The organism is Aquimarina spinulae (assembly GCF_943373825.1).
Lineage (GTDB): Bacteria > Bacteroidota > Bacteroidia > Flavobacteriales > Flavobacteriaceae > Aquimarina > Aquimarina spinulae.
Map to the genome: position 1 here is coordinate 905,364 of NZ_CALSBP010000001.1, position 15,558 is coordinate 920,921.

General features: G+C 32.2%; 17 protein-coding genes and 3 tRNA genes. 11 read left to right on the top strand and 9 right to left on the bottom strand.

Going from position 1 to position 15,558, the window contains the following annotated elements; genetic code table 11:
* Positions 1 to 181 precede the first annotated feature (181 nt).
* The 4 genes from NNH57_RS04020 to NNH57_RS04035 form a co-directional block, all read right to left on the bottom strand.
* A complete protein-coding gene (locus NNH57_RS04020; protein WP_108808755.1) occupies positions 182 to 1,213 on the bottom strand; it encodes a T9SS type B sorting domain-containing protein in 1,032 nt (343 codons plus the stop codon).
* Between the two features lie 502 nt (positions 1,214 to 1,715).
* Positions 1,716 to 1,789: transfer RNA gene (locus NNH57_RS04025), tRNA-Arg, on the bottom strand.
* A gap of 14 nt (positions 1,790 to 1,803) precedes the next feature.
* Positions 1,804 to 1,878 (bottom strand) — tRNA-Pro (locus NNH57_RS04030).
* A gap of 17 nt (positions 1,879 to 1,895) precedes the next feature.
* Positions 1,896 to 1,979 (bottom strand) — tRNA-Ser (locus NNH57_RS04035).
* A 273-nt stretch (positions 1,980 to 2,252) separates the two neighbouring features.
* Here NNH57_RS04035 and NNH57_RS04040 point away from each other — a divergent pair.
* On the top strand, positions 2,253 to 3,851 hold the full coding sequence (locus tag NNH57_RS04040; RefSeq protein ID WP_132066130.1) for a hypothetical protein: 1,599 nt from the start codon (positions 2,253 to 2,255) through the stop codon (positions 3,849 to 3,851).
* 30 nt (positions 3,852 to 3,881) lie between these two features.
* Entirely contained in the window at positions 3,882 to 4,352 is a 471-nt protein-coding gene (locus NNH57_RS04045) for a hypothetical protein (RefSeq protein WP_108808756.1), read from the top strand.
* Between the two features lie 17 nt (positions 4,353 to 4,369).
* Here NNH57_RS04045 and NNH57_RS04050 read toward each other — a convergent pair whose 3' ends face one another.
* The 4 genes from NNH57_RS04050 to NNH57_RS04065 form a co-directional block, all read right to left on the bottom strand.
* On the bottom strand, positions 4,370 to 5,557 hold the full coding sequence (locus NNH57_RS04050; protein ID WP_108808757.1) for a THUMP-like domain-containing protein: 1,188 nt from the start codon (positions 5,555 to 5,557) through the stop codon (positions 4,370 to 4,372).
* Entirely contained in the window at positions 5,558 to 6,646 is a 1,089-nt protein-coding gene (locus tag NNH57_RS04055) for an AI-2E family transporter (RefSeq protein ID WP_108808758.1), read from the bottom strand.
* A gap of 69 nt (positions 6,647 to 6,715) precedes the next feature.
* Positions 6,716 to 7,237 carry a TrmH family RNA methyltransferase gene (locus NNH57_RS04060; protein WP_108808759.1) on the bottom strand — a complete coding sequence of 174 codons (522 nt, stop codon included), beginning with the start codon at positions 7,235 to 7,237 and terminating at the stop codon, positions 6,716 to 6,718.
* A complete protein-coding gene (locus NNH57_RS04065) occupies positions 7,237 to 7,881 on the bottom strand; it encodes a DUF4159 domain-containing protein (protein ID WP_108808791.1) in 645 nt (214 codons plus the stop codon). Before NNH57_RS04065 ends, NNH57_RS04060 begins: the two co-directional genes overlap by 1 nt.
* A 44-nt stretch (positions 7,882 to 7,925) precedes the next feature.
* Between NNH57_RS04065 and NNH57_RS04070 the strand changes: the two genes are divergently transcribed.
* The 9 genes from NNH57_RS04070 (at position 7,926) to NNH57_RS04110 (ending at position 14,149) form a co-directional block, all read left to right on the top strand.
* The gene (locus NNH57_RS04070; protein WP_159099299.1) at positions 7,926 to 8,651 is read left to right on the top strand and encodes a DUF1223 domain-containing protein; all 726 of its coding nucleotides are present in this window, start codon (positions 7,926 to 7,928) and stop codon (positions 8,649 to 8,651) included.
* Positions 8,652 to 8,778: 127 nt separating this feature from the next.
* A complete protein-coding gene (locus tag NNH57_RS04075) occupies positions 8,779 to 9,273 on the top strand; it encodes a DinB family protein (protein WP_074410240.1) in 495 nt (164 codons plus the stop codon).
* 4 nt (positions 9,274 to 9,277) lie between these two features.
* The gene (locus NNH57_RS04080; protein WP_108808761.1) at positions 9,278 to 9,859 is read left to right on the top strand and encodes a sigma-70 family RNA polymerase sigma factor; all 582 of its coding nucleotides are present in this window, start codon (positions 9,278 to 9,280) and stop codon (positions 9,857 to 9,859) included.
* A gap of 48 nt (positions 9,860 to 9,907) precedes the next feature.
* Entirely contained in the window at positions 9,908 to 10,816 is a 909-nt protein-coding gene (locus tag NNH57_RS04085; RefSeq protein ID WP_074410238.1) for a sterol desaturase family protein, read from the top strand.
* A gap of 113 nt (positions 10,817 to 10,929) precedes the next feature.
* Positions 10,930 to 11,391 carry a DinB family protein gene (locus tag NNH57_RS04090; RefSeq protein WP_074410237.1) on the top strand — a complete coding sequence of 154 codons (462 nt, stop codon included), beginning with the start codon at positions 10,930 to 10,932 and terminating at the stop codon, positions 11,389 to 11,391.
* A 6-nt stretch (positions 11,392 to 11,397) separates the two neighbouring features.
* Complete coding sequence (locus tag NNH57_RS04095) at positions 11,398 to 11,877, top strand: hypothetical protein (protein ID WP_074410236.1); 480 nt, start codon at positions 11,398 to 11,400, stop codon at positions 11,875 to 11,877.
* A gap of 13 nt (positions 11,878 to 11,890) precedes the next feature.
* Positions 11,891 to 12,262, top strand: coding sequence for a DUF1801 domain-containing protein (locus tag NNH57_RS04100; RefSeq protein ID WP_108808762.1), 372 nt, complete (start codon positions 11,891 to 11,893; stop codon positions 12,260 to 12,262).
* Positions 12,263 to 12,368: 106 nt separating this feature from the next.
* The gene (locus NNH57_RS04105) at positions 12,369 to 13,586 is read left to right on the top strand and encodes a carboxypeptidase-like regulatory domain-containing protein (protein ID WP_108808763.1); all 1,218 of its coding nucleotides are present in this window, start codon (positions 12,369 to 12,371) and stop codon (positions 13,584 to 13,586) included.
* A 77-nt stretch (positions 13,587 to 13,663) separates the two neighbouring features.
* Complete coding sequence (locus NNH57_RS04110) at positions 13,664 to 14,149, top strand: hypothetical protein (protein WP_108808764.1); 486 nt, start codon at positions 13,664 to 13,666, stop codon at positions 14,147 to 14,149.
* Positions 14,150 to 14,174: 25 nt separating this feature from the next.
* Here NNH57_RS04110 and NNH57_RS04115 read toward each other — a convergent pair whose 3' ends face one another.
* Positions 14,175 to 15,341: an esterase-like activity of phytase family protein gene (locus tag NNH57_RS04115; RefSeq protein ID WP_159099301.1), complete on the bottom strand. Its 1,167-nt coding sequence runs from the start codon at positions 15,339 to 15,341 to the stop codon at positions 14,175 to 14,177.
* Between the last annotated feature and the right edge of the window lie 217 nt (positions 15,342 to 15,558).

Consider the following 15,558-nt stretch of genomic DNA (forward strand, 5'->3'; position numbering starts at 1 on the left):
AATCAAACCTGTGTATGATCATATTATTTAGTTCAGTGTTATATTCCTATAATAAATACCTATAAATGCTTAAGTATATCTGTGATAAAGTTTTGTTTGATATTTAATCGCTAAAAAAAGAGACCTTGAAAAGAGAACAATAAAGAAACCTGGATAACAACGATTAATTATTTGCTATTTATTATCGTATTAATGAAAAATTACCAGCAAATACTCTATTACGCATATTTGGATCTCTGGGTTCATTAAACTCTACTTTAAACCAATAATCAGAAGAAGGCATATTTTTTCCATTATAAGTACCATCCCAACCAGGGCCACCAGCTCTTAACTGAATTAATAATTTACCATATCTGTCAAATATATAGATTAAAGCAGAGGGTTGATTCTCGATATTAATAAGACTCCAGGTATCATGAAAACCGTCTCCATTAGGTGTAAAATATTTTGGATATCCTAAGATCATAATAAGGTTAGATATGATTTCACTATCAGGACAGTTTATATATCTGGCTGTAATATAATAATCCCCAGGGGGGATATCTGAAAAAACTGGCGAAGATTGAAAAGGTTTATATTCTTCTATTATTTGATTATTTAAAACCCTGTTTAGTCTATATTCAATAGTATCGAGTCCTATAGTTTCAATAGTTGTAGAAGCAACTATTTCTGAAGTAATGGTGTATCTACCCGAAAAAGATTCTTCATCAATATCATATCCGACAGAGATAATAGCATTAGAAACATCATACACTACTATGTCATAAGGAGACCCCGAAACTTCTGCACCTGTATTATCATATCCTCTTAATTGATAAATTCCTTCTGAATTAGCATCTAAAAGAGGAAATATATTTAGAGGATCTGGTATATCTATAAAATTAGTAGTCCCTGTGTCTGCCCTCGCCCATCTATAGGTAACAGCTCCTGGGAAATTTCCTTCTAAGGTAACAGGAAATTCACCGCAGGTAGTAACATAAGACTCAGTAAAAAGCAGGGTATTGGTTAATATTTCTGAATCATCATCCCAGAGGGTAGGTTTAGGAAAATTGCTTGAAGTTTTATGATGTATTTGACCATAATCAAAAATAGTATTTACTGTAAGTAAATCAAGATTTCGTATTTTATTTGATGTTGTGTTATTCTCAAAAACAAATAACATAGTAAGATGTAGTGTCATTACTATGATGCCACTTCGAAAAATAAATTTCATTATATTTTAGTTTACATTAATACAATTCTATTCTATAAAAATCCAGGGGGAAACTTTAATTTTTTAAAATACTTTATTGTACCTCCGTAAGGTGCATGATTGTTTGTGTTTTCTTATGTTATACACTATTGTTTAAGTTTGAGTGATACTGGTTAAAAAGAATTTTAAAAGTAATCACATTCTGAGTATAGTCATATTGCTATATGTTCGTAAAATCGATGTTTTATCCGATGAATTAAATGTTTTTTTTAATTTTTGCAATGAAATCGAGTTTCTCTTAAAGTATGCTCATTCTTAACAAAGGAGTTTTAATGAAAAAAGGTATAGTTTCTTGATGAAGTTTTATGCTATTCCTGTTTTTAAGCAGTCTTGCTAATAAGAATAGGATAGTTTTTAAAGAATTTCTCTTTTTTGGGATTCACTAAAAAGAATATAAACGATAAATATATTTAGAAAGAGTTGTAAAACAAAAAAGCCATACTAATAAAAGTATGGCTTTTTGTGAGCCCGATAGGATTCGAACCTATGACCGCCTCCTTAGAAGGGAGGTGCTCTATCCAGCTGAGCTACGAGCCCGTAACTCTAAAAAGTCGGGGTGGCAGGATTCGAACCTGCGACCTCCGCGTCCCAAACGCGGCGCGATAACCGGGCTACGCTACACCCCGAATCATAAAAAATAAAGCGGAGAGACTGGGATTCGAACCCAGGCAACACTTGCGCGTTGACAGATTAGCAATCTGCTCCATTACCACTCTGGCACCTCTCCTATACATTTTTTGTTATGAACGTCGCATTTAATATTTCAAATGCGGATGCAAATGTAGGTTTTATGACTCTATGATGCAACATTTTTTCACCATTATTTTTTATTTAACTCAACCTTCTTTTTAAAAACTTGAAAATCAGTTTTTTCTTCAAAAAAAAAATTGGCTCGAATTTTGACTAGCAAGCTACAGAAACCTTAAATACTTCTTTTATATATTTGTATACTATTGACCTATTATAGTATGTTATGAAGAGTTATAAAAACAATATAAAAATGAATAGTAAATACCTTTTAGTTTTTACCTTACTTATCTCTAGCTATACATTTGCACAAAAACCTATCTTGCTTGAAGATTTTTCTTTTAAAATAGGAGAGAAGTATAAACGAATACGAAGTATAAATACCTATCATGTAGCTTCAGGAAACAGATTGGTTTCTATTAAAAAAGGCCGTAACGCTATGACGATACAGCGATATTCTCTGGATAACCTTAAGGAAGATGTAAAGAAACGACAAGTTGTAGATGATAAAGGAAATTTTGAAACTGTCATGAAACTAGGAGGAAAAGCTGTAGTGTTTTATTCTATAAATGATAAAGCATATGCACAAAAAGTATCTCTTACAGGTATCGTGGTAGAGAAACCTATTCAACTTGTTAATGACAGAGAAAATGTCAATAGAGATTTTGGTTTTAAGAGCACCTATGGATTTGATGCAGGTGGAAGAATTAACAAATTTGTATTTAAAAAATCTGCAGATCAAAAAAAGCTATTGATTTTATATCGCATAGAGACAAGTTCGGGAAAAGGAGATAAAATCGGAATAGCAGTGTATAAGGATGATCTAAGCCTTCTGTGGAAAAGAAAAGTAACGTTGCCATATTCGTCTGAAAGAATTCAGAATGAAGATTTTGCGATTGGTAATGACGGTCATTTTTATATGACTGCCTCTATTTTTAATTCAGAATCAAAGGACAAAAATAAATTAGAAAATACATACCACACTGAAGTTTTTAAGATTACCGAAGAAAGCGGCAGTGAAATTATAAAAAGTAAGATCGATATCTCTGGCAGATCAATTACCGATGCTGTTATTGAAGTTGATGAAGCAGGAAAAGTAAAAGTATCTGGTTTTTATGCGAATTCAAACAATAAAGAAGAGATCTCAGGAGTCTTTTCTGCTACCTTGTCTGATAGTGGTATAGTTAACTCTACAATAAAAAGTGATATTCCTTTAGAAACATTACAAAGTCTTGCTTTAAAAAGAGAAGAGCGGGTTAATGAAGGAACACAAAAAGAAAACGATCTAAAAGATCTAGAAAGACTTAAAATAAATGATATCATATTTAATAGTGATGGTAGTACGACCTTTCTGGCAGAGCAACGTTTTGTAGAATCATTTACTACCTCTAGCTCTTCGGGATCCAGAACAACATATAGGTATTATTACAGAGATATTTTTGTTTTAAAGTTAGGATCAGATAATACAATGATATGGATGCATAAACTCCCAAAGTATCAGATGGGAACAAGAAGTAAACGCAGTATGTCTTATCTGAATTTTGAAAATGGTGGTAAATTATATTTGTTTTATATAGATGACTTTACTAATCTTAAACGATCATTTGACGAGACTCCTACACGATATTTTGATGGTAAAAAAGAGTTTATATACCTTACATCCTATGTTATTGATAATGCTACAGGAGAGGTTACTAGAGAAGCAATTCTTACCGGAAGTGACATCAGGAATTCACGTTTAGATGTTTTAGAACTTACTAAAGCAGCAACGTTACCCAATAAAAGTATGATTATGGAAGCTTATGATGGTAAAAAGAATAATCTGTTGCTTAAAATATCATTAGCCAAATAATAAATCGGCTTTTTTTGCGATAAAAAAGTAATGAAGGTTTTATTAACCATATTAACTTTTTTCTTCTTCGTAGGTGATACTGTTCGTATTGAAGATATACGAGATGCGTATAAGACGTGTAATGAGTCTAAAGAAAAAGCAGAACAATTCTATGAACTTACACAAAAAGGGTTGCAAAATAAAGGGGCAATTTATCAGGCATATCACGGTGCAGCACTCGCATTAAAAGCTTCATTTTCCTGGAATCCTTTTAGTAAAATATCGTATTTCAACAAAGCAAAGAAGATGATAGATGAAGCCATATTGTCTGAACCAAATAATATAGAGTTGAGGATGATCAGACTAAGCATTCAAACCAATACTCCTAAAATTGCGGATTATTATAAAAATTTAGAAGAAGATAAAGATTATATATTTGATAATATCGATAAGGTTGATGATGAAGAGCTAAAGCTATATGTAGAAAATTTTATAGCACAGTCTTCTATTTTTTCTGATTAATTAAACGCCCTATTGTTTTAAGAACTAAGTTTTTTACAATGAATAACTACTTTTTTGTTGTCATAACCCGTTGTGAAAAAGAGATAATCATCGCCTCCTTCTTTGATTTTAAACTTTTTTCTTAGAGTAGCGACTGATTCTTGAAAGTTACGTATTGTAATATTTGCTTTGGTGATCCCTATTTTAGACAATATCTTTTTTTGATAAGGATATACTGCTATGATTTCAAACTTTCTTCCGGGGAAATCAATTTTATGATCAGAAGTATATAAATGCGAATTAATATGAAGTTTTGTTACCTTAAAAGCAGTAGCAATACGTTGAAAACTTCCACTTTTTAGGATTGCAGCATTGGGTTCATAAAGATAGGTCATAGGTAATCCCATATTTGCAGATTGCCTAGCTTCATCTTTTAGGAAAAAAGAAAACTCCTGATGTACCATTTTTTGAATGTTGGCAGTCACAATTTTAATATCTCCAGTATAGGTTTTATCAAGAATCCATATCAATTCTTTAACTTCATTTTCTACAGCAACAACATGAATTTCTTTTATGTTTTGCAATGTTTTGCTCCCCATTTGAATATCTAGTAAAGGAGAAGTTTTGATTAAGATATTGTTACTTTTCCTAAAAAGTAAATCTAAATTAGAAGGCACATCGGGTAAACAATCTTCTAGAAAGAATACTTTTCCTTTGCTATCATGTCTTCTAGAGGGGTCAATGTAAATCCAATCCAGAGTATTGTGATCTTTCAAAATGTCTAACCCATCTCCGATACTAGTTTGGATATTTTTCTGCTCGAGTATTTCAAAATTATGCGAAGCAATTTCGCTTAATGATGCGTTTAATTCACAATGGATTACTGATGCGATACGTTTTGCAAAAAAATAATCATCAATTCCGAAACCACCAGTTAGATCGATTAAAGATGCTCCAGAAACAAGCTTACTTTTATACAAAGCCGTTACTTCAGAAGAAGTCTGCTCTAGATTAAGCGTTGGCGGGTAATAGATTTTGTTTTTAGCATACCAGGTGGGTAACTTTCTTTTTGCCTTACGTTTTCCCTGGATTTGTTGTGCTAACTCTTTACCAGAGAGCCCTTCAAAAGGGCTTCTGCTTAAAATCAAGGTACTTATATCGAGTGTACTCTCAGATTTTTCAGTAATAAACTCCTGGACCTCTTTATGTAGCAGTAAAGGATTCAATTAGAGATCTTTGGTAAGTGTTTTTACAATTTTATATTCTGAAAGAAATTCTTTTGAAATTACTTTGATCGCGGTATAAAAAGGTACTGCAACGATAAGTCCTCCGATACCGAAAAGCAATCCAAAAATAAGAATGGCCAAAAAGATTTCCAACGGATGGGATTTTACACTGTTTCCAAAAATCAAGGGTTGGTTTAAGAAATTATCAATCAATTGAATGATCAGATAACCAATCAGAATGTAAGTTAGTTTAGGCAAAATCACAGTCTGAAAATCAAACCCTAAGTTACTGGTGATCGCTAGTATAATCATAAATACTCCACCAAATAATGGGCCTACGTATGGGATTAGGTTACAAATTGCTGCAATTAAAGCGACTGCAATGGCATTATGAACCCCAAATATCAATAGGAGTATGGTGTATAAGATAAAAAGGATGACTACCTGTAATAATAGACCAACAAAGTAGCGGGAGAGTAAATCTTTAATTTTGGTAAAGGCTCTCATAAATCTGTTCTCATCTTCTTTTTTTGCAAGCACTAATAAGCTATTTTCGAGAAGAAGACTGTCTTTCAATAAAAAGAAAGAAATAAATAAAACCGAGAATAACCCAATTAAAACCGCTCCGAAACCACTTAAAAACGAGTTTATAACATTGGGGATAGCTTTTAAATCAAAAAACTGCATTAGATCGGTTTGTTTTATCAGTTCTACAAAATTTAGTTTTTCTATTTTAAAATAAGCACTAACCTCCTGATTAAACCTATTGATATCATCACCTAATTTATTGATATCAATTTCACCAATTAATTGTCCTTGTTCACTAATAATAGGAACAAACAACATGAAAATACTAAGAAATAACCCAATAACAATTAGTAGTGTGGTGATCACTGCCAACGAATTTTTAAATTTCAGTTTCTTTTTAAGAAATAGGACCAAGGGTCTACCCATTAGAGAAATTACAGAAGCAAAGGCAATGTATATAAGAACAGACTGTATTTTATATAGAAACCAGAGTAATCCCAGAACGCCAATAATAATAGCTACTGCTCTTAAGATTCCGTATGCAATTGTTTTTGAATTCATATTTTAAAATTTCGAAGATTCAAAGTTACAAAGTTTTGATTTGTGCTTTATTGCTATCCTTTTGGAGTATTATTTTTTACTGCTCAATATTTGTTTTGTAATCTCATATAGAGCAATTCCCGTTGCTGTTGCAACATTCATACTACTGTTATTACCATACATATTGATGTGTACACTGTGTTTTGTTAAAGCCAAAACTTCATTAGATACTCCAAAATTTTCTTCACCGATCACAAGTGCTATTTTTTCCTGGGGAGATGGTTTATAATCTGCAACAGGAATACTTGTATCTGTAATTTCTAATGCCAGAATAGTATATCCATTAGATTTAAATTGCTGTACGGTACGTATACTATCTTCGGTTTGATGATAAGGTACGATCTCGTGTGTAGCTCTTGCTGTACGTTGCATACGTTTACTAATCACAGTAATATCTTCTCCGCAAAAATAGATTTGCTCTATACCAAAACTATCTGCGATTCTAAATATACTTCCAATATTTGCAGGTGAATTCACCCGATCACAGATAAGCGTTATCGGAAATCGATTTTTTACAAACCGATTATGATGATGATGTAATTGCTCTGACATTAATTCTCAAAAGCGTATTTAATAATATTAGCTCCCATTTTTAGTGCTTTGGATCTTACTTCTTCTGGGTCATTATGTACCTCTGGATTTTCCCAACCATCACCCAGGTCACTTTCAAAAGTAAAGAGCAGTATCAGGCGATTTTCATGAATAATCCCAAGCGCTTGTGGTCGTTTTCCATCATGTTCATGGATTTTGGGTAATCCTTGCGGGAAATTATATTTTGATGAAAAAATAGGGTGTGTTACCGGTAATTCTACCAGTTCATTATCAGGAAAAACCTTAATGAGTTCTTTTCGAATGTATGGTTCCATACCATAGTTATCATCAATATGTAGAAAACCACCGCTTAAGAGGTAATTTCTTAAGTTTTGGGCATCTACATCTGTAAAAAAAACATTACCATGTCCTGTCATATGAACATATGGATATTGAAATATATCAACACTTTCTGGCTTAACTGTTTTTGGCTTGACAGGTATTGCAGTATTAATATTTTGATTACAAAATGTAATAAGGTTAGGAATAGCCGTAGGATTACTATACCAATCACCACCTCCTTTATATTGTAAAATGGCAATATCTTGCCCATAAATTGATATGGTTACCAAAAAAAAGAAGATATATCCAGTAAGTTTTATCATCATGCTCGTCTAAAATAAAGCCTAAAAGTACTAAAATTATGCAGATGTTACAGAAGCTTATGATGCTATTAACGCTTGTTGTTTCGATTCCTATAAATGCTCAGGAAAGCAATGAATCAGCAATAGTATTAGAATTATTTACCTCACAAGGGTGTAGTAGCTGTCCGCCGGCAGATGAATTACTCGAGAATATTAAGAAAAAAAACAAAGATCAAAATGTAGTTGTGCTATCCTATCATGTAGATTACTGGAATAGATTGGGGTGGAAAGACCCATTTAGTTCAGCAGGATTTAGTGACTATCAAAGAACGTATGCACAACAATTTAACAGCAGATCCATTTATACTCCACAATTAGTGGTTAACGGAAGTGAACATTTTACCGGATCAGATCGGTATAAGGCAAATATAGCTTTAAAAAAATATTCAAAAACTAGTGTTAATTCTACTATTTTGATAAAGGATATACGACAAGAACCTTCTCAGGTTATTTTTAATTATAGGGTAGATGGTGAGCCGTTCAATACGATTACACTAGCCTTGGTAGTTTCTGAGCGTATTACTAATATATCGAGAGGAGAAAACAGAGATAGAACATTAAAAAATACCAATATTGTCGCTAATCGAGTGGTTAAACAAGAAGAATCGGGGAGTATCTCGATGATCATTCCGGATTGGGTTTCAGAAAATGATGAGCTATCTGTAATCGCATATACACAAGATAAGACTTTAAAAACTACAGGAGCTACAAAATTGGCGCTTCTTAGGTAATTGTTTGGGTATAGTATATTTAGAACTTCTTATAAGTTTAATACTATTCAAAATCATTATAGTAACTTTGGGTGGATGCGTTTTAATCTTAACTTTTAGTAAAGATTATACCTAGATCAATAATGTTATGGAAATAAAGGATATACATAGTTTTCTTAAGTATTATACCAGGATAAAAGATCGTACCCGAAAGTTATTTGAACATATTCCAACAGAAAAAATAGAATGGACCACTAGTAAGGGTAAATTTACTATTGGTGATATTATACGTCATCTGGCACTTACAGAGAGGTTTATGTATGTCGAAAATGTTCGACTAAGGCCTAGTTTATATACCGGTTGTGGAGAAAGCTATGCAAAAGGATATCAAAAGACAATTAATCTGTATAATCAGCTACATCTCGAATCGGTAACAATTCTTTCACAGCTTACACCCGAAGATTTACTTAAAAAATGTGAAACACCAGGAGGCCATAAAATAACAATATGGAAATTACTAAGAGCTATGGTAGAACATGAAATCCACCACAGAGGAGCACTATACACATATCTTGCACTATTAGAGGTAAAGACTCCACCTATATTTGGATTAACCTCAGAAGAAGTAATACAAAAAAGGTAGCCTTATGAAATTCGAGAATATCTGGGAAGAGTATAAAAAGCCGTTATTAAACTTCATTAAGACAAAAGTTAATGATAACAATATTAGTGAGGATATAGTACAAGATGTGGGCATAAAACTACATACAGCAGTATACAAAAATCAAGAAATCAATAATTACAAATCCTGGCTTTTTCAAGTAGCAAGAAATACGATTGCAGATTATTATAGAAAAAATAAAATACCGACTACTGGTATAAAAGACCAACCAGAGATTGCCGAAACATCAATGCCTAACACTTGTGTGTGTGACTTATCGGGTTTTGTTATTCAGAATTACCTTCCGAAACAATATGCAGAAGCACTTTATCTAAGTGATATCGAACAAAAGCCTCAAAAAGAGATTGCCAAAATTTTGGGTCTAAGCATTACAGCTACTAAATCCAGAATACAAAGAGGACGAAAAAAACTAAAGGAATTAGTGATCGATTGTATAGAGATATCATACAATACTAAAGGGCAGATAACTGGGTTTGTGCTTAAAGATGATTGCGAATTACCACGAGAACTAGTAACCGAGATAGATAAATTAAATTTAACGATATAAACTGCATCTTTTTGTTCTATTTGTACGACTACAAGTTAAAATAGAATAATGAAGCAAAATAAAGTTTTACCCCTTTTAGCCGTTCCCGTTTTATTAGTAATAACTGGCATAATTGCATCCTTAACCATAAATAGGAATTGGAGTTTTGAAATATCGTCTTATGTTATCTTTCTTTTTACGGCAATTTATATTTTGGTGGTAGAGCAAATAATCCCTTTAAAAACCGATTGGAAAACTAAAAAAAGTAATCTTTGGTCAGATATAAAACACTTTATATTTTCGGCGGCACTTTTTGATGCATTAGGAAAAACAGTATCGCTGTCTTTTGTATTATATCTTCAACAAAATTTCTTTATATCATCAAAAATATGGGACGATGTTCCTCTCATACTAACCTTTGTGGTCGCAAATATAATAGGAGAATTTCTACCTTATTTCTACCATAGAATTAGCCATATCGGAAACCGTAATTCGATACTAAGTTTATTGCTGTGGAAAATACATTCGATTCATCATTTACCAACTTCACTAAACTGGTTTAAAACAAACTGGATACATCCAATTAATATCTTCTTTAATACGGTGTTTAAAATGGTACCTCTTTTGCTTTTAGGGTTTCATGAAGAAGTTATCTTTTTGGTAGGAGTAACACATGTGGTGATAGCCTATATTTCTCATGCCAATATCAAAACAAAAACAGGCTTTTTGGATTATTTGATCGTTACTCCGCAAATACATCATTTTCATCATAGTAAACTACTGCACGAAGCTAAAAATTACGGAAATATTATACCGTATTGGGATCTGGTTTTTGGAACCTATTATAACCGTAAAGGAGAAGTTGATGATGTAGGAGTCATAGAAAACCATATTTTATATCCAAAACAGAAAAACTACCTCCAACAGTTATTATTTCCATTTAAGCGAGTTTTTAAGGAATGTTGTCAAGTAAAGTGATTACTATTATTCAATTCAAAAATGATTACAATATATACATTTGTAAATGTATATAAGTATAATTGCCTTTTGTAACTTTGATACAACAGTCTGATCATATACAATAGTCAAAAATGCAAATATCTGAAATAACACAAAAACTTAGTTATCTATTAGAAAAGGGAGCAAAGCTAATACATGATTGCAGTGAAAATGAACTTAAATCCAAACCTTTACCAAATAAATGGTCGAAAAAAGAAATTTTAGGCCATCTGATAGATTCTGGAATACATAATCTACAAAGATTTACAGAAATCCAATTTGAAAACAAACCTTATACAATTCGAAAATATAATCAGAATGAACTCGTTAATGTAAATCATTATAATGAAGCCAATTCTGATGAAATAGTAAGTTTTTGGTTGGCTATTAATGAACGCATAAAAAAAGTAATCGAATTACAAGATGAGGATACTTTGGCATATCAAATTGAAATTGATAAAGGAGAAAAATCTGATTTTAAGTTTTTAATTGAAGACTATGTAAATCATATGGAACATCATTTAGATCAAATAGCAAAATCACACAATAAATAAAAGAAAATGGAATACTTCACATTGGCCAGGGTACTACATGTTTTAGCCGTGATTTTGTGGATAGGCGGAGTAGCTATGGTAACGACTGTAATTATCCCTGCTGTTAAAAAATTAAAATCGAAGGAAGATCAGATAAAAACCTTCGAACAGATAGAAGGTAAATTTGCCTTGCAAGCCAAAATCACAACACTAATAACGGGTGTAACAGGGTTTTATATGTTATATGTACTTGATGCCTGGGATAGATATTTTGATTATAGATTTTGGTGGATACATGCAATGACTTTGGTTTGGATAGTATTCTCACTAATTCTCTATGTTTTAGAACCACTTGTATTGCATAAGTTGTTTAAAAAATATGCAGAGGATAACCCTGCAAAAACGTTTAGATTTATGCACCGTATGCATTGGATTTTACTTGTATTAAGTTTGATTACCACCGCAGGAGCAGTGGCAGGTAGTCATGGATGGTTTTTCTTGAACTAATCGATAAGAAATAATGAATACTAACGATCAATTTTATTACGAAAAGCAAGAACCCAATAAAAGCTGTTTGTTGGCTATGCGCAGTATTATTCTTAATCATGATAAAGATGTTACCGAAACACGTAAATATGGGATGCCGTGTTTTTGTTATAAAGGAAAAATGTTCTGTTACATATGGGTTGATAAAAAAACCGATGAACCCTATTTCCTTATGGTAGAAGGAAAACATCTGGATCATCCTCAATTAGAAACAGGTGATCGTGCAAGAATGAAAATTTTTAGAATAGACCCAAACAAAGATTTACCTGTAACGACAATCAAGTTAATTTTAAATCAGGCATTAGATGTATATAAAAACGGGACCATTCTAATTGTCAGGAAGTAACAGATAAAAAAATCTAAATAATGAATTAATAATCGTTCCATATTTATTTGCTATAAGCACTAGTATAGAACAGTAACAAAACACAACCTTCTATCGTCATGACAATATGAACAAGTCTTGTAAATTTTATTTTAGTATAGTTTTTTTATTGTTTTCGTTTATAGCTTTTGCACAAAACAACATTATAACAATCTCTGGGCAAATTTTGGACAAAGAAACCAAAGAACCAATTGTTTTTGCGTCTATATACCTTAAAGAACGAGCAATAGGAACAACTTCTAATGAAGAAGGAGGTTTTAATTTTCATTTCCCTTCTTATCGTAATTCCAACACCATAATAATTTCTATGATTGGATATCAATCGATAGAGAAAAGTGCAGATGACTTTATTGACAATCAAAAAATATTTCTTACTTCAGAAGTAACAAGCCTTGATGAAGTAGTGATTACTTCGACAAAAAAAAAGGAACTTACTTCAAAACAGATTGTTAAAAAAGCGTACAAAGAAATTGAGAAAAATTACCCTACCGAACCTTATATTCTAGAAGGATTTGTTCGAGACCTTCAAAATGAAGATGGTAAATATGTAGAATATCTAGAGTGTGCAGCGAAGTTTTATAATAAAAGTCACAAGATACAAACAGAACCAGAAGTAGAATTAGTTGAAATAAGAAGAAATTATATTACCACGAAAAATCCCTGGAATAAATTATGGGAACGTAAAAATTCTGTGATTGATTTGATCGAAGATGATTTTATTAGATTTGATTATGGTCCGATAAAAGGAAAGAAGGGTTGGAAATACGAAATAGAGAGTATTCTACCATACAACAATAGATATGTCTATAAAATAAAAGGAATCGATAAGCCTTTTCAAAAAGCTATATTATATATTGATACCGAAACGTATGCATTTGTTAGAATGGAACTTACAAGAACCGCATATAATGGAAAATCCTGGAAACGAAGATTGACCAGTGGGGAGCAACAAATGCACTATAATGTTGTTTTTGAATATCAGGAGTATAAAGGGAAAATGTATTTAAAATACCAAAAGGAAGAAGATACCTGGCAGATATTTGATATGAATGAACCTAATACACTATTATTTACCAAAAACCCTAAGAAAGAACTTTTTATAAATAAAATAGTTTCAGAGGATATAGAAAACTACCCTTTTAAAAAGAATATGCGAATAGGAAGTAGTCTCGAAAATCAGGAAAAAGAATACAATCCAGAATTTTGGGCAACATATAATTTACCTAAACAAACCGAAAAAGGAAGCAAAATAGTTAGAGAATTAAAAAAGGCAACTACCCAATAATTATATATACCAGAAAATCTAAATTTATAAATGTGTTTATATGGTATTTTCCTTTTTTGTATACTAATTAAAAAAAGATGAAGCAGTATCGAGATCAAGGAGCAGTAGGAGCACTATTAGATGAATATGAAAAAGCATTAACAGAAGTTATCATCGTTTTGTCTAATGTTAGTAATCAGAAATTGACCACTATTGTGGATGACAAAACCAAAGATCCGGATTGTAGATCAATACAAACTATTTTGACCCATGTTATAAGAGCAGGATATTGTTATGTTATTGAAATAAGAAAATCATTAGGTGAGCAGATTGATTTTGTAGAGCGCAAAACATTAAGTAGTGTAAAAGAATATCAAACAGGTTTACAAGAAATGTTTATGTACAATGAACAATTGTTTGAAGATTACCCTGATTTACATCTTGAAGAAAAAGATCCTGATAAAAAAATAGTAGTAGCATGGGGACAACGGTATAATATAGAGCAATTATTAGAACACGCTATTGTACATATTTTAAGACACAGAAGACAAATCGAAAGGTTTTTAATACAGCTAAATACTTAATATGATAACACATCGTATTGTATTGCTACGGTACCACTTTTAAAACAATAAATTGATTAAGTTGCGGAAAAAAGGAATTAAAGTTATTATCAGAAATTACAACGATGGTTCGACTACCATCTTTTAATTTTGGTCCAAACGAAAAACCTTCAAGGTTATCTACAGTGTTATTTGTGAGTTGACTTCGAATACTATCAAAAGTAAAAAGTAAAGTTTTTGTTGCTGCAGTATAGGAGGTAGTTGCTAAGGTCTCTGTAGACAACGTATTAGTAGCATTTGTAGCATCTACCTTATATATTTTTATTGTATTTCCTCCGTCTATGTATCCAGAAGAGAAAGAACGCTCTAATGCCAGAAATTTGTTAGTGTCGTATTCTAGAATTTCTACCAAACCATTCACTTCAAACGTAGTGCCTAGTGTAGCCTCACGTGCTACAGGGTCTAGTTCATAAGCAAATTGTCGTTCAGCAATTCCTGATGTTTTGTTTATATAAGTAACTCTTACGGGAGATTGTGTATCTGTAGTAGTGGGTTCCGGGCCATCTTCAATAAGAGGTAACTCAAAAGAGATCCAGTATCCTTTATTTTCAAAACCCAATGAAAGGCCTTCTAGGACTCCGTTATGCCTTGGTCCAGAAGAGGTATCCACCGTATTGGCTTTAAAGTTATCAGGTAGCGTAAAACGTTTAATTTGATTTCCTTCGGGAGCTATTTCGATCAAAGCCGGATCCACACCATTGGTAATAGAGCCCTCACTGGTATATACAATCGTACCTGTACCGATATCAAAGCGTATAGCTTCGGGATCAACAACTCCCTGCGTCAAAGAAGTACCTGTATCATCCTTAATTTCTATCATGGTACTAATACCAACCGAAGTAAATCCATCTTTGGTATATGTTATATCTGCCTCATAATATCGTATAGGCGGGGTAGACGTATCACAGATAATATACCACTTACCATTTTGATAATCGATTCCAGAAAACCCTCCGATAGGAACACCATCAATTTCCTGATCTGTAAGTACAGATTCATCGATATACTCAAGTGCACTAATTGTATTCTGTTCATTTACAGGGAGTATTGGCGTAGGTTCATCGTCAGTTATTGGTGACGTATCACTTGTACTCGAAGAACAACACCAACATATCAAAACGATCAAAAATACTTTTTTTACTACCTGTACCATAATGAACTGCATTAAGCGATAAAGATATCAATTTGTAATGAAAAGTACCGCTATAAACTTAGAAATACTGTCTTGTAATCTACTAGTAAATATACAAAATAAAACAGGCTTTTACCCTTGTATTTATGGGGTGTAACCACTTGATAATCATTGTGTTGTTTTGTAAATTAGTAGTGGTGGGTTAGTGTAGGAAAACACCATGAAAGATCTTTGGTTT